General features: G+C 72.8%; 18 protein-coding genes. 13 read left to right on the forward strand and 5 right to left on the reverse strand.

Annotated elements, in window-relative coordinates:
• Window positions 1-246 precede the first annotated feature (246 nt).
• The 5 genes from ACFV88_RS20640 to ACFV88_RS20660 all read left to right on the forward strand — a co-directional run bounded on the left by ACFV88_RS20640 (window position 247) and on the right by ACFV88_RS20660 (window position 4973).
• A complete protein-coding gene (locus ACFV88_RS20640; protein WP_385493115.1) occupies window positions 247-1908 on the forward strand; it encodes an ATP-binding protein in 1662 nt (553 codons plus the stop codon).
• Complete coding sequence (locus ACFV88_RS20645; RefSeq protein WP_385493116.1) at window positions 1905-2312, forward strand: roadblock/LC7 domain-containing protein; 408 nt, start codon at window positions 1905-1907, stop codon at window positions 2310-2312. Before ACFV88_RS20640 ends, ACFV88_RS20645 begins: the two co-directional genes overlap by 4 nt.
• Complete coding sequence (locus tag ACFV88_RS20650; RefSeq protein ID WP_385493117.1) at window positions 2309-2683, forward strand: DUF742 domain-containing protein; 375 nt, start codon at window positions 2309-2311, stop codon at window positions 2681-2683. Before ACFV88_RS20645 ends, ACFV88_RS20650 begins: the two co-directional genes overlap by 4 nt.
• On the forward strand, window positions 2664-3314 hold the full coding sequence (locus tag ACFV88_RS20655; RefSeq protein WP_385493118.1) for an ATP/GTP-binding protein: 651 nt from the start codon (window positions 2664-2666) through the stop codon (window positions 3312-3314). Before ACFV88_RS20650 ends, ACFV88_RS20655 begins: the two co-directional genes overlap by 20 nt.
• A 141-nt stretch (window positions 3315-3455) precedes the next feature.
• Window positions 3456-4973 (forward strand): cytochrome P450, encoded by a 1518-nt coding sequence (locus ACFV88_RS20660; RefSeq protein WP_385493119.1) that lies wholly within the window; start codon window positions 3456-3458, stop codon window positions 4971-4973.
• Between the two features lie 27 nt (window positions 4974-5000).
• On the opposite strand, the gene ACFV88_RS20665 is transcribed toward ACFV88_RS20660, so the two are convergent.
• On the reverse strand, window positions 5001-5957 hold the full coding sequence (locus tag ACFV88_RS20665) for a pseudouridine synthase (protein ID WP_385493120.1): 957 nt from the start codon (window positions 5955-5957) through the stop codon (window positions 5001-5003).
• 144 nt (window positions 5958-6101) lie between these two features.
• Between ACFV88_RS20665 and ACFV88_RS20670 the strand changes: the two genes are divergently transcribed.
• Entirely contained in the window at window positions 6102-6701 is a 600-nt protein-coding gene (locus ACFV88_RS20670) for a GNAT family N-acetyltransferase (RefSeq protein WP_385493121.1), read from the forward strand.
• Window positions 6702-6799: 98 nt separating this feature from the next.
• On the opposite strand, the gene ACFV88_RS20675 is transcribed toward ACFV88_RS20670, so the two are convergent.
• Window positions 6800-7636, reverse strand: a complete 837-nt coding sequence (locus ACFV88_RS20675) for a siderophore-interacting protein (RefSeq protein ID WP_385493122.1) — start codon at window positions 7634-7636, stop codon at window positions 6800-6802.
• A 46-nt stretch (window positions 7637-7682) separates the two neighbouring features.
• Entirely contained in the window at window positions 7683-8591 is a 909-nt protein-coding gene (locus tag ACFV88_RS20680; protein WP_385493238.1) for a 5'-3' exonuclease H3TH domain-containing protein, read from the reverse strand.
• A gap of 367 nt (window positions 8592-8958) precedes the next feature.
• Here ACFV88_RS20680 and ACFV88_RS20685 point away from each other — a divergent pair, with 367 nt between their 5' ends.
• The 4 genes from ACFV88_RS20685 (at window position 8959) to ACFV88_RS20700 (ending at window position 13481) form a co-directional block, all read left to right on the forward strand.
• The gene (locus ACFV88_RS20685; RefSeq protein WP_385493123.1) at window positions 8959-10083 is read left to right on the forward strand and encodes a glycine betaine/L-proline ABC transporter ATP-binding protein; all 1125 of its coding nucleotides are present in this window, start codon (window positions 8959-8961) and stop codon (window positions 10081-10083) included.
• Window positions 10076-11884: an ABC transporter permease/substrate binding protein gene (locus tag ACFV88_RS20690; protein ID WP_385493124.1), complete on the forward strand. Its 1809-nt coding sequence runs from the start codon at window positions 10076-10078 to the stop codon at window positions 11882-11884. Before ACFV88_RS20685 ends, ACFV88_RS20690 begins: the two co-directional genes overlap by 8 nt.
• A gap of 240 nt (window positions 11885-12124) precedes the next feature.
• A complete protein-coding gene (locus ACFV88_RS20695) occupies window positions 12125-12703 on the forward strand; it encodes a helix-turn-helix domain-containing protein (protein ID WP_385493125.1) in 579 nt (192 codons plus the stop codon).
• Window positions 12704-12749: 46 nt separating this feature from the next.
• Window positions 12750-13481, forward strand: coding sequence for a helical backbone metal receptor (locus tag ACFV88_RS20700; protein ID WP_385493126.1), 732 nt, complete (start codon window positions 12750-12752; stop codon window positions 13479-13481).
• A 56-nt stretch (window positions 13482-13537) separates the two neighbouring features.
• On the opposite strand, the gene ACFV88_RS20705 is transcribed toward ACFV88_RS20700, so the two are convergent.
• On the reverse strand, window positions 13538-14686 hold the full coding sequence (locus ACFV88_RS20705) for a C4-dicarboxylate ABC transporter (RefSeq protein ID WP_385493127.1): 1149 nt from the start codon (window positions 14684-14686) through the stop codon (window positions 13538-13540).
• A gap of 70 nt (window positions 14687-14756) precedes the next feature.
• Here ACFV88_RS20705 and ACFV88_RS20710 point away from each other — a divergent pair, with 70 nt between their 5' ends.
• On the forward strand, window positions 14757-15683 hold the full coding sequence (locus ACFV88_RS20710; RefSeq protein WP_385493129.1) for a LysR family transcriptional regulator: 927 nt from the start codon (window positions 14757-14759) through the stop codon (window positions 15681-15683).
• Window positions 15684-15693: 10 nt separating this feature from the next.
• Window positions 15694-16257, forward strand: coding sequence for an AAA family ATPase (locus tag ACFV88_RS20715; protein WP_385493130.1), 564 nt, complete (start codon window positions 15694-15696; stop codon window positions 16255-16257).
• Window positions 16258-16277: 20 nt separating this feature from the next.
• Here ACFV88_RS20715 and ACFV88_RS20720 read toward each other — a convergent pair whose 3' ends face one another.
• The gene (locus tag ACFV88_RS20720) at window positions 16278-16961 is read right to left on the reverse strand and encodes a gamma-glutamyl-gamma-aminobutyrate hydrolase family protein (protein WP_385493239.1); all 684 of its coding nucleotides are present in this window, start codon (window positions 16959-16961) and stop codon (window positions 16278-16280) included.
• A 207-nt stretch (window positions 16962-17168) separates the two neighbouring features.
• Between ACFV88_RS20720 and ACFV88_RS20725 the strand changes: the two genes are divergently transcribed.
• Entirely contained in the window at window positions 17169-18542 is a 1374-nt protein-coding gene (locus ACFV88_RS20725; protein WP_385493131.1) for a glutamine synthetase family protein, read from the forward strand.
• Window positions 18543-18575 lie beyond the last annotated feature (33 nt).

Consider the following 18575-nt stretch of genomic DNA (forward strand, 5'->3'; position numbering starts at 1 on the left):
TTCCCGAATATGACACGGCGATGAACCGGCCGCACTAAGCTCGCCCGCAGCGCCCTGAGTTGAGGCGTAATAAGGCTGAATCGTGCGTTTGTTCTCCGGGATTCCCGTTGGTGGGAATCGTTCCGGACGCTCCCGCACGCCCAGCGCCCGGAACTCACACTGGAAACCCGCACCGATCCACGCGAAACCCCCGAGTTCCTCCGGACGTACCGACCATCCCCGAGCCGACTCCCTCAGAGGGCATACATGGTGAGTGTTCAAGCGCCTCCCGGTGGCCGAAAGATCCCCCAGCTACGCGTACTGCTGCTGCCGACCTTCCTGATGGCCGCCGTGACCGGAGGGTCCGTCGCCGCCGTCGCGGAACCGGCCCGGCTCGCGGTGGGCCTGTGCGGAGCGATCGGCACCGTACTGGTCCTCGCCTCGGCAGGTGAGGCCGCCCGCCGGGGCCGGCTGCTGACGGCCCTGCGCGCCGACTTCGCCCGCCGGGCCGCGTACCTGGAGAAGCGTCTCGCCACCCAGGACGCCGAACTGATCCACCTGGGCCAGCAGCTCCTGCCCGACGCCCTGTTCCGGCTCCGCCAAGGGGAGTCGCCGGCCGACGTGGTCCGGGCCGTCGTCGACTCCGACCCCGCCTACCGCGACCTGCCCGACACCCAGCGCGCCCTGCTGAAGGACGTCCTCGACATCGTGGACAACGAGGAGGCGGTCCGCGAATCGACCCAGCGCGCCTTCGTCAACATCGCCCGCCGCGTCCAGGCGATCGTCCATCAGCAGGCCGCGGAACTGCGTGAGATGGAGGAGGACCACGGACGCAACCCGGAGGTCTTCGACGACCTGCTGCGCATCGACCACGGCACCGCGCTGATCGGTCGCCTCGCCGACTCCATCGCGGTGCTCGGCGGCGCCCGGCCCGGCCGCCAGTGGCCCAAGCCCGTACCCCTGTTCAGCGTGTTGCGCGGCGCGATGTCCCGCATCCTGGAGTACCGCCGCGTGGACCTGCACTCCATCGCCAAGGTCGCCGTCCGGGGCACCCACGTGGAACCGCTGATCCACGCCGCCGCCGAACTCCTCGACAACGCCACCCGCTACTCGCCGCCCCAGACCCGGGTCCACGTCACCGCGGTGGAGGTGCAGACGGGCATCGCCATCGAGATCGAGGACGGCGGGGTGAGCCTCAGCGAGGAGGCCCGGCTGCGCGCCGAGCGGATGCTCGCCCAGGCCCAGGCCGGCATCGACCTCAAGGACCTCGGCGAGACCCCCCGGCTCGGCATGGCCGTCGTCGGTCGCCTCTCGCAGATGTACGACATGCAGGTCTCGCTGCGGCAGTCCGCCTACGGCGGCGTCCGCGCGGTGCTCATCGTGCCCCGCGACATGCTCACCTCCGGCCCCGCCCCCGGCGTCGCCCACGGCATCGGCGCCACCGCCGTCCCCCGGATCAACGACGACGGCACCCCGGTCCAGGAGCCGCAGCGCAAGGCCAAGAAGCGTCGCCCCACCACCGGTCCGCGCCGCCCCGACGACGACCTGGTGCCCGCGGGGCGCGGCGGCGAGGACCTGCCCGTCGTCACCGAATGGACCGCGGGCGGTCTGCCGCAGCGCCGCAGCAGGGTGAAGACCCCGCTCACCCAGCGCTACGCCGAGGCCGCCGCCGCGGAGGCCGCCGGGGACCCGGACCTCTGGCGCACGTCCGTCCCCGCCCCGGCGCAGCCCGACGAGCCCGAGCCGGGCCTGTGGGTCGAGGCGTTCATGAACGGCATCAAGGGACAGCCCGACCCGGACCCCACCGCCGGGGGCCACCCGGAGGGCGCCGCCGGCGTCGTGAACGGCACCGGCGTGGGGCACATCGGCTCGTACCCGCAGGCACACCCGCAGAACGACGACCTCATGGACGAGGGAGACCGCACGTGATCCAGCAGCGAGCCAACTTTGACTGGATGCTCAAGGACCTCGCGGACGGAGTGCCGCAGACCCGTCAAGTGGTCGTGCTGTCCGCCGACGGACTGCGCATCGCCCGGTACGGCGGAGAGCCCGACGCGGCCGACCGCCTCGCCGCGGCCTGCGCCGGACTCCAGAGCCTCGCCAGCGCGGTCGCCGCGGAGATCCCCGACAGCGACGGCCGGATGCGCATGGTCATCATCGAGGTCAGCGGCGGCTACTTCTACCTCATGGCCGCCGGCGCGGGCGCCTTCCTCGCCGTCCTCGCCGACGAAACCGTCGACGCGGGCCTCATGAGCAACCGCATGCGCGACCTCGTGGTTCGGATCGGGGCCCACCTCACCAGCCCGCCCAGGCGTGACGGGCAGACCGTATGACTCCTCCGCAACGCCAACGCCACACCCCCCAACCGGGCCAGGAGAAGGATCCGGAGCGCCTCTACGTCATCACCGGAGCCTCCCAGGAGGGCGATCGGGCCGAAGTCGACCTGGTCACCCTCATCGTCACCCGCGCCGACCCCTCGCCCACCGCCCAACCCGAACAGGCGGCGGTGCTCCGCCTGTGCCAGTCCCCCCTGTCCGTGGCCGAGATCTCGGCGTACCTCAATCTGCCGTTCAGCGTCGTGACCGTGCTGCTGTCGGAACTGCTGACGGCCGAACTGGTGCAGGCGCGCTCGCCGATCGTGCGGTCCGCACTGCCCGACCGTTCCCTCCTCGAAGCGGTGATGCATGGACTTCAAAAACTGTGAGAACGCGGTGGACGACCCGTCCGGCGAGGCCCCGGTCGTCCGACACGGCCCGCGCGCCGAGGACCACCTCCCCGACACCGCCAACGCGGCCGTCAAGATCGTGATCGTGGGCGGGTTCGGGGTCGGCAAGACCACCATGGTCCGCGCGGTGAGCGAGATCCGTCCGCTCACCACCGAGGAGACCATGACCCAGGCCGGGATCGGGGTCGACGACGACTACGGCTCCGACTCCAAGACCGCCACCACCGTCGCCATGGACTTCGGACGGATCAGCATCACCGAGCAACTGGTGCTGTACCTGTTCGGCACCCCGGGGCAGGAGCGGTTCTGGTTCCTCTGGAACGGCCTGTTCGAAGGGGCCCTCGGCGCCGTCGTCCTCGTCGACACCCGGCGCCTGGAGGTCAGCTTCGACGTCATCGGTCGCCTGGAGGAGCGCGGGGTGCCGTTCGTCATCGCGGTCAACGACTTCCCGGACGCGCCCCGCTATCCGACGGTGGAGCTGCGGATCGCGCTCGACCTGCCGGAGTACGTCCCCATCGTGAAGTGCGACGCCCGTCGGCGCGCATCCAGCCGTGACGCCCTGATGACCCTGCTGCACTTCCTGCACTCGCTGGCCGGCGCGCCCGCCTGAGCGAGCCGTGACCGGGCCCGTGCCCCGCACCGTCGACCGCGCCCCCGGCGCCCCCGAGCATCTTGCCCATCCCGGACCCCGGCACCCGTCGAGGCCGCCGACCTCACGGGCCACCGGCCCGGACTCCTCGGAGCGATCACCGTGACCACGCCACCCCGTCTGCCCGACAGCCCACCCGGCACCGACGATCCCGTCCCGTCCGCGTCCCCGCCGCCGGGCTGCCCCGCGCACGTCCCGCCCGCCCGGCGGCGGCTGTACGGTCCCGATGCCGACGCGGACCTGACCAGCCTCTACGGCAAGCTGCGCGCCGAACACGGTCCGGTAGCACCCGTGTTGATCCACAACGACGTTCCCATGTGGGCGGTGCTCGGCCACAGCGAGAACCTGCACATGGTGCGCACCCCCTCGCAGTACAACCGGGACGCCCGCGGCTGGAGCGCGGTCAAGGACGGCAGCGCCGGGCCGACCCACCCACTGGCGCCCGTCTACTCCTGGCAACCCATCTGCAGCTTCGCCGAAGGAGCCGAGCACCAACGGCTGCGCGGGGCCGTGACCGGGGCCATCTCCGCCATCGACCACCGCGGCGCCCGGCGTTACATCAACCGCTACAGCCAACGCCTCGTCAACGACATCTGTGAACAGGGCCGCGCCGATCTGGTCAGCCAGTTCGCCGAGCAGCTGCCCATGGCGGTGATGTGCGAGATCCTCGGCATGCCCGAGGAGTACAACGAACGCATGGTGCAGTCGGCCCGCGACATGATCAAGGGCACCGAGACCGCCATCGCCAGCAACGAGTACGTGATGAGTGCGCTGATGCTCCTGGTCGCGCGCCGTCGGGCGAAACCGGCGGAGGACTTCACCAGCGCGCTCATCGGCCACGAGTCGCGGCTCACCGACGACGAGGTGGCCCAGCACCTGCGGTTGGTGCTCATCGCCGCCTACGAAGCGACCGCCAACCTCATCGCCAACGTGCTGCGGATGGTGCTCACCGACCCGCGGTTCCGCGCCCAACTCAACGGCGGACAGATGACGGTGCCGGAGGCGGTGGAGCAGACGCTGTGGGACGAGCCGCCGTTCTCCGCGATGGTCGCCTACTTCGCCAAGCACGACACCGAGTTGGGCGGGCAGCGCATCCGCGCGGGCGACGGCCTCATCTTCGGGATCGCCCCGGGCAACCTCGACCCGGCCGTCCGCCCCGACCTGACCGCGAGCATGCAGGGCAACCGCTCGCACCTCGCCTTCGGCAGCGGGCCGCACGAATGCCCCGGCCAGGACATCGGCCGGGCCATCGCCGACACCGGGGTCGACGCCCTGTTGATGCGGTTGCCCGACATCCGGCTCGCCCTCGACGAAGCGGACCTGCGCTGGCGTTCGACCATCCTCTCCCGGCACCTGGTCGAACTCCCCGTCACCTTCGTCCCCAGGCCGCCGCAGGACGTGCGGGCCCGCCCGAGCATCGGCAAGCCCGTGGGCGGCGCCGGTGACTGGCAGGTCTCGTCGCCTGCTCCGCTGTCCGCCCCGAGTTCCACCGCGGTGAGCGAGTTGGCCGGGGTCGGCTCGGTGCCGCTGCCGCCGACCACCGAGCCGGTGTCCCCCGAACCCCGGCCCGCGCGACCGGGGCTGTGGGGACGCCTCGCCCGGTGGTGGCGCGGCGCCTGACCGGGAACCGCCCGGCGGGCGGCCCGATCAGGCAGGGGAGCCGCCCGGTGCCCCGGGCGGCTCCCCGGTGAGGTCGCGGGCGCTGGTGAAGCGGTGCTCCAGGCCGGTGACCGGGTCCCTGAACTCCAGTACCCGGGCCAACAGCTTCAGCGGCTCACGGAAGTCCCCGGGCTCGGTGGCGTCCCGGACCACCGGGTACAGCGGATCGCCGATGATCGGCACGCCGAGCGCGTTCATGTGCACCCGGAGCTGATGGGTGCGGCCGGTCAGCGGGACCAACCGGTACCGGGCGACGGGGGTCCGGGCCGGGGGGAGCAGGTCGAGGAGTTCGACACGGCTGATCGCGTTCGGTTCGCCGGGCACCTCCCGCGCGGTCAACACCCCGCGCTCCTTCTCGATCCGGCTGATGACCGTGCGCGGCAGCTCCAGCGCCTCGTCGAAGGGCGCCAGCGCCTCGTACTCCTTGTGGACGCGCCGGTCCCGGAACAGGTTCTGGTAGGCGCCGCGCTCCTGAGGTCGGACGATGAACAGCACGAGGCCCGCCGTCAACCGGTCCAGACGGTGTGCGGCGCCGAGCCCGGGGACGCCGAGCTCCCGCCGCAGTCGGGCCAGGGCGGTTTCGGTGATGTGACTGCCACGCGGCGTCGTGGCGAGGAAGTGCGGTTTGTCCACCACCACGATGTGCTCGTCACGGTGGACGACCGGCAGCGGGAACGGAACGGGCGGCTCCGGCCGCAGCTCCCGGTGGAACCAGAGGGAGGTGCCGGGGGCGTAGGGCGCGTCGGGGGCCACCGGGCTGCCGTCGGCCGTGACGAAGGCTCCCGAGCGCAGCATCGCGTCGATGACCTCGGCGGGCGGGGCCAGCCGGTCGACCAGATGGTCCCGGATCGTGGTCCAGGGGCCGCCCGTGGTGGGCAGCCGGAGACGGGACGGGTCCACCCCCTGGCGCTGGGGGAGGGGAGCGGGTGGTGATCTGCGGGGCATGGTGGTGCCGAGCGTAGTCCGTGCGCGGCCCTGGTCGGACGGGTGACCTGAGGGGTGACCTGCCACCCGCCGCCCGTCGTGGGCCGGCGGCGGCCGGACGGAAAACCGGTGTCCCGCGCGCCGGGCCGCTGCGAGGATGCGGCCATGCCTTGGTTCATCGAAGACGTGGTGGCGGCCGGCACCTTGGCGGGCTCGCCCCAGCCGACGATCCCGGCGTCCGGGGGCCTGACCCTGCGCCCCTGGCAGGACGACGACGCGCCCGCGGTACTGCGCGCCTTCCAGGACCCGGCCGTGCAGCGGTGGCACTGCCGCTCCGCCGAGTCGTGGGAGGAGGCGCTCGGCTGGATCGGTGAGTGGCGGGAGGCCTGGCGGGGGGAGCGGACGGCCACCTGGGCGGTGACCGGCACGGACACCGGCGCGGTACTGGGCCGGGTGGCGCTGCGGGAGATCGTCCTGGCGGACGGCAGCGCCGAACTCGGGTACTGGATGCTGCCCGACACCCGGGGGCGCGGGATCGCCCCGCGCTCCGTCACCGCACTGTCCCGCTGGGCCTTCGACGAGGTCGGCCTGCACCGACTGGAACTCCTCCACGCGCTCGCCAACGACGCCTCCTGCCGGGTCGCGGCCAAGACCGGGTTCACCCTGGAGGGCACCAAACGGTCGGCGCTGCTGCACGGCGACGGCTGGCACGACATGCACCTGCACGCCCGGGTGGCGGGCGACCCCGATCCGCGCACCGACTGAGCGGCCTGCGCGCGTGACCCCGTACGCGAACGCGAAGAACCCCCAGGGGGCTCCGGTCCCTGGGGGTTCCGTTCGGGGGGGGCGGGTCGCCCGGGAGGTCAGGCCGCCGTCTCCTGCTCGGCCTCCACCTGGGCGTTCCATTCCGGCTTGGACGCCTGCCAGCCGTCCTCGTTGTGACCGAGGCGCCAGTAACCGGAGATCGACAGGTCCTCACGGGGCATCCGGTGCTCCAACCGCAGGAGGCGACGGAGTTCCTTCACGAACCCGGCCTCGCCGTGCACGAACGCCTGGCAGCGACCCGCGGGGAACTCCAGGGCGCGCACCGCGTCGAGCAGGGCCTCGCCGATCGGGCGGTCGCCCCGGTGTAGCCAGACCACCTCGGCGTCCGTCGCGATCTGCTGCTCCTCCTCGGGGCCGGTGACCTCGATGAACGCATGGACCGTGGCGCCCGGGGGCAGGGCCTCCAGCGAGGAGGCGATGGCGGGCAGCGCGCTCTCGTCACCGGCCAGCAGGTGCCAGTCGGCATCCGGGGAGGGTGCGTACGCGCCGCCCGGGCCGAGGAGACGGACCTCCTCGCCGGGCTGGACGCGCGCGGCCCAGGGGCCCGCCAGCCCCGCGTCGCCGTGGATGACGAAGTCCAGGGACAGTTCCCTGGCCTTGGGGTCCCAGGCCCGTACGGAGTAGGTGCGCGGGACCGGCCACTGGTCCCGCGGGAAGTCCGCGCGCACCTGCTGCACGTCGAAGGGCTCCGGGTAGCTGACGCCGGGCGGGGTGAAGAGGATCTTCACGTAGTGGTCGGTCCACTCGTCCGCGGAGAACGCGGAGAGACCGTCGCCGCCGAGCACCACCCGCTGCATGTGGGGGGTGAGCCGCTCCGTGCGCACCACGCGCCCCACATGCGTCATCGGTGCTTTGCGTGCCGGTCGCTCGGCCATGCGGACTCCCTGATCGCGTTAACTTAGGCTTACCTAAGTTAACATCTCATGCGGTGAGCGTGGCAAGCAGGCGGTGGAGGGACCCGCCGAGGCCCCAGCGCTCGGCGAGCCGGTCGAGCGCCGCCGGGTCGCGCGGGGCGTGCGGCAGGGTGGAGTCCACCTCCGGTAGGGGGACGTCCTCGGCGACCCGGACCACCCGCGGCGCGACGGCGAGGTACGGGCGCGACTCGTGCAGGCGCCTGCGCTGCGTCGGGGTCAGCTTCGCGGCCGGTCGGTCGATCGCGGCCATGATCCCGGGGAGGTCGCCGAACTCCGCGAGCAGCTTGGCCGCCGTCTTCTCGCCGATGCCGGGCACCCCGGGCAGTCCGTCGGACGGGTCGCCGCGCAGCAGGGCCAGATCGGCGTACCCGGAGCCCCCGACCCCGTACTTCTCGCGCAGCACCGCCTCGTCGGTGAGCTGGAGGGTGCCGACGCCCTTGATCGGGTACAGCACCCGGACGCCCCGGGCGTCGTCCACCAGCTGGTAGAGGTCGCGGTCCCCGGTCACGATGTCGACGGGGCCGGTCGCGCGGGCGGTGAAGGTGCCGATGACGTCGTCGGCCTCGTAACCGGCGACGCCCACCCGGGCGATGCCGAGCGCGTCGAGGACCTCTTCGATCACGGGCACCTGCGGGGACAGCGTGTCCGGCACCTCTTCCTCGTCGGGCTGTTCGGGGCCGGTCTCCACCGCCACCCGGTGCGCCTTGTAGGAGGGGATGAGGTCGACCCGCCACTGCGGACGCCAGTCCGCGTCCATGCAGGCCACGAGGTCGTCGGGGTGGTGGTCCCGGACGAGTCGGTCGATGAACTCCAGCAGGCCGCGCACCGCGTTGACCGGGGTGCCGTCCGGGGCCCGCACCGACTCCGGGACGCCGAAGTAGGCCCGGAAGTACAGGGAGGCGGTGTCGAGGAGCATGAGTCGTCGGGTTCGCTGCGTCACGTCCGCATCATGCCCCACACCGCTGACAGGGGGCCGTTCCGCGGTCCCGCGTGGGCCCGGGTTCCTGCGTTCCGGCGGTCCGTGCGCGCCGGACGGTGGTCCGTGCCCGCCCCGGACTCGTGGTCCGTGCCCGCCCGGGACGAGAGGGGCGGATGCGGACGAACAGTGATCCGTGTCACTTACACGTTTGTGTGCGGGGGTCCCGGGCAGGCGCGCGGCCGGAGTGAACCCGGCTCCGCACGTCCTCGCCGACGTCCGGACCGGCCCGCGGGCCGACCCCGCCACGCTCCACGGCCCGCCCGGGGGAAGACGGGCCGTCGTTGGCCCTACCCGAGAGGTTTATGTGTCCAAGCTAGAGGCCGCGCACCTGTACAAGGTGTTCGGAAGACGACCCGAATCCGCCGTCGAGAGACTCCGTGGGGGCGCCGACCGCGAGGAGCTGCGCGCCGACGGGGTCACCGCCGCCGTCATCGACGCCTCCTTCACGGTCGACCCCGGCCAGATCTTCGTCGTGATGGGTCTCTCCGGCTCGGGCAAGTCGACCCTCCTGCGGATGCTCAACGGGCTCCTTGCGCCCACCGCCGGACAGGTGCTGTTCGACGGCCAGGACCTCACCGCGCTCAGCCCCCGTGAGCTGCGCGAGGTCCGGGCCCGCAAGATCAGCATGGTGTTCCAGCACTTCGCGCTGTTCCCGCACCGCAGCGTCCTGGAGAACGCCGCCTACGGCCTGGAGGTCCAGGGCGTGCCGCGGGCCGCGCGCGAGGAACGCGCCGCCGAGGCGCTGTCGCTCACCGGCCTCGCGGGCTGGGAGAAGAGCTGGCCCGACGAGCTGTCCGGCGGCATGCAGCAGCGCGTCGGCCTGGCCCGGGCCCTGGCCACGGACGCCGACCTGCTCCTCATGGACGAGTCGTTCAGTGCGCTGGACCCGCTGATCCGCCGTGACATGCAGGACCAGCTCCTCGAACTCCAGACCCGGCTGAAGAAGACGATCGTGTTCATCACCCACGACCTCAACGAGGCCATGCGGCTCGGCGACCGGGTCGCGGTGATGAGGGACGGCCGTATCGTGCAGACCGGAACCGCCGAGGACATCCTGCTGACCCCGGCGAACGACTACGTGGCCGCCTTCACCCAGGACGTCGACCGCTCCCGGGTGCTGACCGCGGCCTCCGTCATGGACGGCGACCCGGTCGGTGACGAGGCCGACTGCTCCTGCGTCACGGCTCACGTGGACACCCCGTTCGCCGAGCTGTGCGCGCTGAGCGCCCGCGTTCCGCACCCCGTCGCGGTGCTCGACGCCCAGCGACGGCTGGTCGGCGTGGTGCCGCGCCGACGGCTGCTCGGCGCGTTCGGTGATGCCGACGGGCCCCCGCCGCCCGCCGCGCCCTGCAACGCACCCCGGAACCCGGCCGCGGCCCACGGCGCCGCGACCGCCACCCGCACCGGGGCGGTGAGCACCGATGCCTAGGCTGCACCTCGGGGACTGGGTCGACAGCGGCGTCGACTGGTTGGTCACCCACATGGCCTGGCTCTTCGACTCGCTCAAGAGCGTGGTCGAGGGCCTGTACGACGGGGTCAACGCCGTGCTCGGCGCCCCCGAACCCCTGATCCTCGCGGGTCTGTTCGCCCTGTTCGCCTGGTGGCTGCGCGGTCTGCTGGCCGGTGTGCTCGCCTTCGGCGGCTTCGCGTTGATCGATTCGATGGAGCTGTGGGACAAGTCGATGTCGACGCTGTCCCTGGTCCTCGTCGCCACGCTGATCGCCCTGGTCATCGGGGTGCCGCTCGGCATCTGGGCGGCCCGTTCGCAGACCGTGAGCGCCGTCGTCAGGCCGGTCCTGGACCTGCTCCAGACGATGCCGTCGATGGTGCTGCTGATTCCGGCGATCCTCTTCTTCGGCATGGGCGTGCCGGCCGGCGTCGTCGCCACGCTGATCTTCGCCCTCGCCCCCGGCGTCCGGATGACCGAACTCGGCATCCGGCAGGTGGACGCCGAGCTCGTGGAGGCGGCCGAGGCGTTCGGCACCACGCCCCGCGACACCCTGCTGAGGGTGCAGCTGCCGCTCGCGCTGCCCACGATCATGGCGGGCGTCAACCAGGTCATCATGCTGGGCCTGTCGATGGTCGTCATCGCCGGCATGGTCGGCACCGGTGGCCTCGGCGGGGCCGTCAACGAGGCCATCGGCCAGCTCAACATCGGCCTCGGCTTCGAGGCGGGCCTGGGCATCGTCGTCCTCGCGATCTACCTCGACCGGATGACCGGTGCGCTGGGCGAACGCGTCTCACCGCTCGGCCGGCGCGCCGCCGCCAAGGCCCGGGCCGGCGGGAACCTGAAGATCTGGCAGCACCGTCCGCGGCCGGTCGTCGCCGTGGTCGGCGTCGTGGTCCTCGCCCTCGTCGCGGGCGGCATGGGCGTCTTCGGCCGCGGTGAGTCGAAGGGCGAGGTGGCCGCCGGCTCCGACGTGGGTCGGGGCGAGAAGATCGAGATCGGCTACATCCCCTGGGACGAGGCCATCGCCTCTACCTTCCTGTGGAAGGAACTGCTGGAGCGCCGCGGCTTCGAGGTGGAGGCCACGCAGTACGCCGCCGGGCCCCTCTACACGGGCCTGGCCCAGGGACAGATCGACTTCCAGACCGACAGCTGGCTGCCGATCACCCACGCCGAGTACTGGAAGAAGTACGGCGACCGGCTCGACGACCTCGGGTCCTGGTACAGCCCGACCTCATTGGAGATCACCGTCCCCTCGTACGTGAAGGGCGTGGACTCGCTCGCCGACCTCAAGGGCAAGTCCGACCTGTTCGACGGGCGGATCATCGGGATCGAGCCGAGCGCCGGGATGATGGGGCTGCTCAAGAAGGACGTCCTCGGGGCCTACGGCCTGGACGGGGAGTACGAGGTCGTGGACGGTTCCACCCCCGCGATGCTGGCCGAACTGAAGCGGGCGTACGCCAAGAAGGAACCCATCGCGGTCACCCTCTGGTCCCCCCACTGGGCGTACAGCGACTACGACCTCAAGAAGCTCGCCGACCCCGAGGGCTCCTGGGGCGAGGGCGACGGCGTGCACACCCTCAGCCGGGACGGCTTCGTCGAGGACCACCCGGAGGCCGGGCGCTGGCTGAAGGACTTCACGATGACCGAGGAGCAGCTGACCAGCCTGGAGGCCGACATCCAGAAGGCGGGCAAGGGCAAGGAGCAGGCAGCCGTCCGCGGCTGGCTGGACGAGCGTCCGGACCTGCTCGACACCTGGGCTCCGCTCCCCGCCGACAGCTGATCGACACCCGGGGCGTCAACACGACGCCCCGCCTCCCCGGGGGAACGGCGTACGGACGTGGACCCGAGCTGTCAGCGTTCGCCGTGGACGGGGCGGGCTTCGCCGTTCCGGCGGGGTCCGCCCCGTCCACGTGCTCTACTGGCGACGGCTGTTTGCCGAACATGCGTAGGGTGCAGAAACCCCACGGGGGGTCCGCAGCGGACCCCGGTGCCACGACGAGCGGGGGAGGGAGCTGTGACGATGGACGAAAAGGAATCCTTTCGGGTGGGTGCGGCCGTCCGACGACGGCGCCGTTCCCTGGAGCTGACGCTCGCCGCGGTCGCCGCCCGCAGCGGGCTGTCCGTCCCCTTCCTCAGCCAGGTCGAGAACGAGCGCGCCCGGCCCAGCCGGGCCTCCCTGGAGAAGGTCGCCGACGCGCTCGGCACCACCGCCGTGGAACTGCTGGCCGCCGCCGACCCCGCCTGCACGGTGGACGTGGTCCGCGACGAACTCCCGACGGACGACCCCCGCGCCGACGGGCCGTCCGGCAGCCGGGTCCGTTCCCTGGTCAGGGGCCATCAACAACTCCACGCCACCGAATTCACCGGCGACCACGACACGGCCCGCGAGTTCCAGCACCGCAACGACGAAGTGCTGTACGTCGCCGACGGCGCGGTGGAGATCGAGGCGGAGGGCCGGGCCTACCGGCTCGGACGCGGTGACACCCTCTACCTCACCGGGGGAGTGCGGCACCGCTGGCGTGCCACGGAACCCGACACCCGGGTCCTGGTGGTCGCCGTCGCGGAGCACATCGACGCCGTGCAGGACCGGAGGAGATGAGGTCGAGACGTCCGACGGGCGGCCGTGCGCTCACTAGGCTGATCCCGTGAATTCTGTCCGGATCGTCTCCCTGGTCCCCTCGCTGACCGAAGCCGTGGCGGTGACCCTGCCCGGCGCCCTCGTCGGCGTCACCGACTGGTGCACCCAACCCGACGGGCTGGACGCCGTGCGCCTGGGCGGCACCAAGAACCCCGACGTGCCGCGCATCATCGCCCTCGGCCCCGATCTGGTGGTCACCAACGAGGAGGAGAACCGCGCCCGGGACATCGCCGACCTGCGGGCCGCCGGCATCGAGGTCGTCGTCACCGAGATCCGCTCGGTCCAGCAGGCGTTCCGTGAACTCGACCGGGTCCTGCGGGCCTGCGGCGGCGACCGGCGGCCCGGCTGGCTGGACCTCGCCGAGTCGGTGTGGTCGGGGATGCCGGAGCCCTGGGAGCGCGTCACCGCCGTGATCCCGGTCTGGCGGCGGCCCTGGATGGTCATCGGCCGCGACACCTTCGCGGGGGACGTCCTCGCCCGCCTCGGCGTCGACAACGTGTACGCGAACCACCCGGACCGCTACCCCCACGTCCCGCTGGACGAACTGCGCGACTCGGGCGCGGAGATCGTGGTCCTGCCGGACGAGCCGTACCCGTTCGGCGCCGACGACGGACCCGAGTCCTTCACGATGCCCGCTGCCTGTGTGAGCGGACGCCACCTCACCTGGTACGGGCCGTCCATGGCGCAGGCGCCCGGCATGATCGGCGCCAGTCTGCGGGGCGTGCTGCGGGCCCTGTGAAGCCGCAGCACCCGCGCCTGCCTGGTGAAGCCGCAGCACCCGTGCGCACCGCCGGTTCAACGGGGCGGGGCCAACAGCCGTCCGTGCGCCAGCTCCAGGACCGTCCGCGCCGCGACCACCGTCCACGCCGCCGCCAGACCCGCGCCCAGCAACGCCGCCACCACCTCGTAGGCGCCCCACCCGGTCCGGTCCGCCAGCGCCGCCGCGCCCGTCACACAGGTGCCGACGGGGAAGGTGAACGCCCACCACGTCATCGAGAACCGCATGCCCCGGCGCCGGGCCCGCACCACCAGGGCGGTCGCCAGGGCCAGCCACAGCAACGCGAACCCCATCACCGGCACCCCGTACAGCACGGCGAGCACCCCGAACCCGTCCGCGAGCCCGGGCCCGGTCACCGCAGGCGCGGCGTCCGCGAGCCGACCGAGCGCGGTCGTCGACTGGCCGAGCGGCCCGAGCACCAGGAACAACGTCGGGGTCAGCGCCGGCGCCGGCGGACCGTCGGCCACCAGCCCGGCGAACACCGAAGGCAGCAGGACCAGCGTGCCGAGCAGCCCCACCCCGAGCAGCGCGAACGAGCCGAACAACAAGGTCTCCCCGGCCCCCGCCGGGAGGTGCGGGACGAACAGCGGCCCGGTCGCCGCGGACACCACCGGCGCCACGACGACCAGCAGCCACACCGGCGTCACCCGCACCGCGCCCCGCCCCACGATCAGCCGGTACGGGACGCCGACCGCGACCACCAGACCCACCGCCGTACCCACCACGAACAGCAGCAGCCCCAGGCCCACCGCGACGCCCTCGCCCAGCACGTCCCGTCCGACCCCCACCGCACCGCCGCCGACCGCCAGCAACGCCATCGAGAGGCAGCCGTAGAAGGGCGCCGTCGCCGGGTCGTCGAGGTGGACGAGGGCCCGGTCGCGGTGGTGGCGCCAGTGCAGGAACCGGGCCGCCGCCAGCAGCACCAGCACCACCAGCGACAGCGACCAGATCGCGACCCACCACGGGCGGAGCCCGGGCAGCCGCCCGGTGAGCTCGGCCCCCGCCGACGCCAGGATCGCGGTGCCCATCACCGTGGCGTACCAGTTCGGCCCGAGGTACCGGACCGCCCGGCGCACTCGGACCGCCAGCGCGGAACGCGGCGGGCGGGGCGCGGGCGCCCGCGACGGCAGGGGCGCTTCGGTCGGAGTGCGGGTGGCGGTGGCCATGGGACCACCGTCGCCCCCCGACCGGGCGCCCACCAGGGGTCTTCCCCCTATGAGGACATAAGCTGGATTGATGAGTGGACCGGACGGCGGCACGGGGCGATCGGTACCTCTCGCGCACCGCGTACCGGACCTCGGGGCGATGGAACTGCTGCTCGCGGTGGCGCGGCTCGGCAGCCTCGGCCGCGCGGCCAGGGAACTCGGCATCACCCAACCCGCGGCGAGCAGCCGCGTCCGGGCCATGGAACGGCGGCTCGGAGTGGCCCTGGTGGACCGCTCGCCCCGGGGCTCCCGGCTCACCGAGGCCGGGGCCCTGGTCACCGACTGGGCCCGTCGGGTGGTCGAGGCGGCGGAAGCGTTCGACGCGGGGGCGCAGGCCCTGCGCGACCGGCGCGACTCACGGCTGCGGGTCGCCGCCAGCATGACCATCGCGGAGTACCTGCTGCCCGGCTGGCTCCTCGCCCTGCGCGCCGCACGGCCCGACACGGCGGTGTCCCTGCACGCCGGGAACTCCACGACGGTCGCCGAGCGGCTGCTGTCCGGCGCGGCCGACCTCGGGTTCGTCGAGGGGGTGCGGGTGCCGTCCGGGCTGGACGCCACGGTGATCGGCCACGACCGGCTCCTCGTCGTCACCGCGCCCACCCACCCCTGGGCCCGCCGCCGCCTCCCGGTGCCGGCCGCCGAACTGGCCCGGACCCCGCTGATCCTCCGCGAGGAGGGCTCCGGGACCCGGCAGGTGCTGACGGCGGCCATCGGCGAGCCGGCCCGCCCCCTGATCGAGCTGTCCTCCACCACCGCGGTCAAGGCCGCCGCGGTCAGCGGGGCCGGGCCCGCGGTCCTCAGCGAACTCGCCGTCGGCGAGGAGTTGGCCGCCCGGCGGCTGGTCGCGATCCCGCTGCGGGACGTCACCCTCACCCGCGCCCTGCGGGCCGCCTGGCCCAAGGGCCCCCGCCCCACGGGCCCCGCCCGCGACCTGCTCGCCCTGACCCGGTCGCCGTAGACTCCGCCGCATGACCGGGCAGACGGAGCAGACGGAGCAGACGGGGCGGCTCATCGTCCTGACCGGGGGGCCGGGGTCCGGCAAGAGCACCCTGATCGACCACTTGCGGGAGCAGGGCTACGCCAGCTCGCCGGAGGCAGGACGCGGGATCATCCGGGAACAGGTCGCCATCGACGGACCCGCGCTGCCCTGGAAGGACCCGGCCCTGTTCGCCGAGTTGATGCTCGGTTGGGAGATGCGCTCCCACCGCATCGCCTCGGCGGGAGCGGCACCCGTCCTCTTCGACCGGGGCGTCCCCGACGTCGTGGGTTACCTGAGGACCCAGCAGCTGCCCGTACCGGGCCACCTCCACACCGCCGCACAGCGGTTCCGGTACCACCGCCGCGTGTTCATCGCACCCCCGTGGCCCGAGATCTACGGACGGGACGCGGAGCGCAAGCAGTCCTACGACGAGGCCGTGCGCACCTACGAGTCGATGGTCGAGACCTACCCCACCTACGGCTACGAGCTGGTGCGCCTGCCGTTGGCGCCCGTCGCGGAGCGTGCGCGGTTCCTCGTCGACGCCCTGCGCTGACCGCTGCGGGCCCGCCCCGATCAGACCCCGGCGCTCGCCGCGACCAGACCCCCCACGACCCGCAGGTCCTCACCCATCTCGGGGTGCCACTGCACCCCGAGCACCCACCGCGCCCCGGGCAGTTCCACCGCCTCCACCGTGCCGTCCGGTGCGTGCGCCGAGGCCACCAGCCCCGCACCCAGCCGCGCCACGGCCTGGTGGTGGTACGTCGGCACCTGCGACGCACCCGGAGCCAACGCCCCGTACCGGGTGCCCGGCACCGCGGTCACCGGATGCGTTCCGAAGACCCCCACCGCCTCGGCGTGCCCCTCCAGGTGCTGGACGAGGGTGCCGCCGAGGGCGACGTTCAGCAGCTGCATCCCCCGACAGATCCCCAGCAGTGGGGTCCCCGCGGCGAGCGCCGCCCCGATGAGGGCCAACTCCCAGGCGTCCCGGTCCCGGCCGGGCGCCCCGGTCCCGGGCTCCGGCTCGGCCCCGTACCGTGCCGGCTCCACATCGGGGCCGCCCGCGATGACCAGCCCGTCCAACCGGGCGACCGCCGCCACCGCGTGCGCCGGGTCGTCGGGCGGCAACAGCGCGGCGAGACCCCCGGCGGCCTGCACCAGCCGCGGATAGCCGGCCGGGAGCAGGGCGGCCGGCAACTCCCACACGCCCCAGCGCGCGATCTCCCGGTAGGTGCTCACTCCGATCAGCGGCCTGTTCACCACGCACACTCCTCACCCTCTGTGCCCCTCGTGCCCCTGTGTCCCTGAGGCCCCTCCCTCCCCACCAGTCACGGGGTCACTCCCCCTCCCGGTCGCGGACGACACCCGGTGCCGTGGCATCCGGATGCATTCGCCCGCACTCCCTTCCCCGCCCCTGTCCGGCAGGACTACCTTGCATGCGCCGGCTGACCCAAGGAGGCCCTTCCCGTGGCAGACCGCACACCCCCGCTCACCGTCGAGCGGCTGCGCACCCTCGTCGCCCACGGTGAGATCGACACGGTCGTCCTGGCCTTCCCCGACATGCAAGGACGGCTCCAGGGCAAACGGTTCGCCGCCGGCTTCTTCCTCGACGAGGTGGTGCAGCACGGCACGGAGGGCTGCGCCTACCTGCTCGCCGTCGACACCGAGATGAACACCGTCGACGGGTACGCCATGTCCTCCTGGGACCGTGGCTACGGCGACTTCGTGATGCGCCCCGACCCGGCCACCCTGCGCCGCGTCCCCTGGAACGAGGGCACCGCCCTGCTCCTCGCCGACCTCGCCTGGCAGGACGGCTCACCGGTGGTCGCCGCGCCCCGTCAGGTGCTGCGCCGCCAACTCGACCGGCTCGCCGACCACGGCTGGCGGGCCCGGGTGGGAACCGAGTTGGAGTTCATCGTCTTCACGGACACCTACGAACAGGCGTGGGACGCCGCCTACCGCGGACTGACCCCGGCCAACCGGTACAACGTCGACTACTCCGTGCTCGGCACCGGCCGCATCGAACCGCTGCTGCGCCGCATCCGCAACGAGATGGCGGTCGCCGGCCTCACCGTCGAGTCGGCCAAGGGCGAGTGCAACCCCGGGCAGCACGAGATCGCGTTCCGCTACGACGAGGCCCTCGTCACCTGCGACCAACACGCCCTCTACAAGACCGGGGCCAAGGAGATCGCCGCGCAGGAAGGCGTCTCCCTCACCTTCATGGCCAAGTACAACGAGCGCGAGGGCAACTCCTGCCACATCCACCTCTCCCTCACCGATGCCGAGGGCCGGCCCGCGATGGCGCCGGACGACCCGTCCCACCCGCACGGCATGGCGCCCGTGATGCGCCACTTCCTCGCCGGGCAACTCGCCGCCCTCCGGGAGTTCTCGCTGCTCTACGCCCCGAACGTCAACTCGTACAAGCGCTTCCGACCCGGCTCGTTCGCGCCGACCGCCGTCGCCTGGGGTCACGACAACCGGACCTGTGCGCTACGGGTCGTCGGTCACGGGCCCTCGCTCCGCTTCGAGAACCGGCTCCCCGGCGGCGACGTCAATCCGCACCTCGCCGTCGCGGGCCTCGTCGCCGCCGGACTGCACGGCATCGAGCAGGGGCTCGACCTCCCCGAGCCCTGCCCGGGCAACGCCTACACCGCCGACTTCCCCCGGGTCCCGGCCACCCTGCGGGAGGCGGCCGACCTCTGGGCGGGCAGTACGATCGCCCGCGCGGCCTTCGGCGACGAGGTGGTCGACCACTACCACCACGCGGCCCGCGTCGAACTCGACGCCTTCGACACCGCGGTGACCGACTGGGAACTGCGCCGCTCCTTCGAACGCCTGTGAGGAACGCCTTGCCGAACGCGTCCGACCCGCACC

It is taken from the genome of Streptomyces sp. NPDC059816 (assembly GCF_042732055.1).
Lineage (GTDB): Bacteria > Actinomycetota > Actinomycetes > Streptomycetales > Streptomycetaceae > Streptomyces.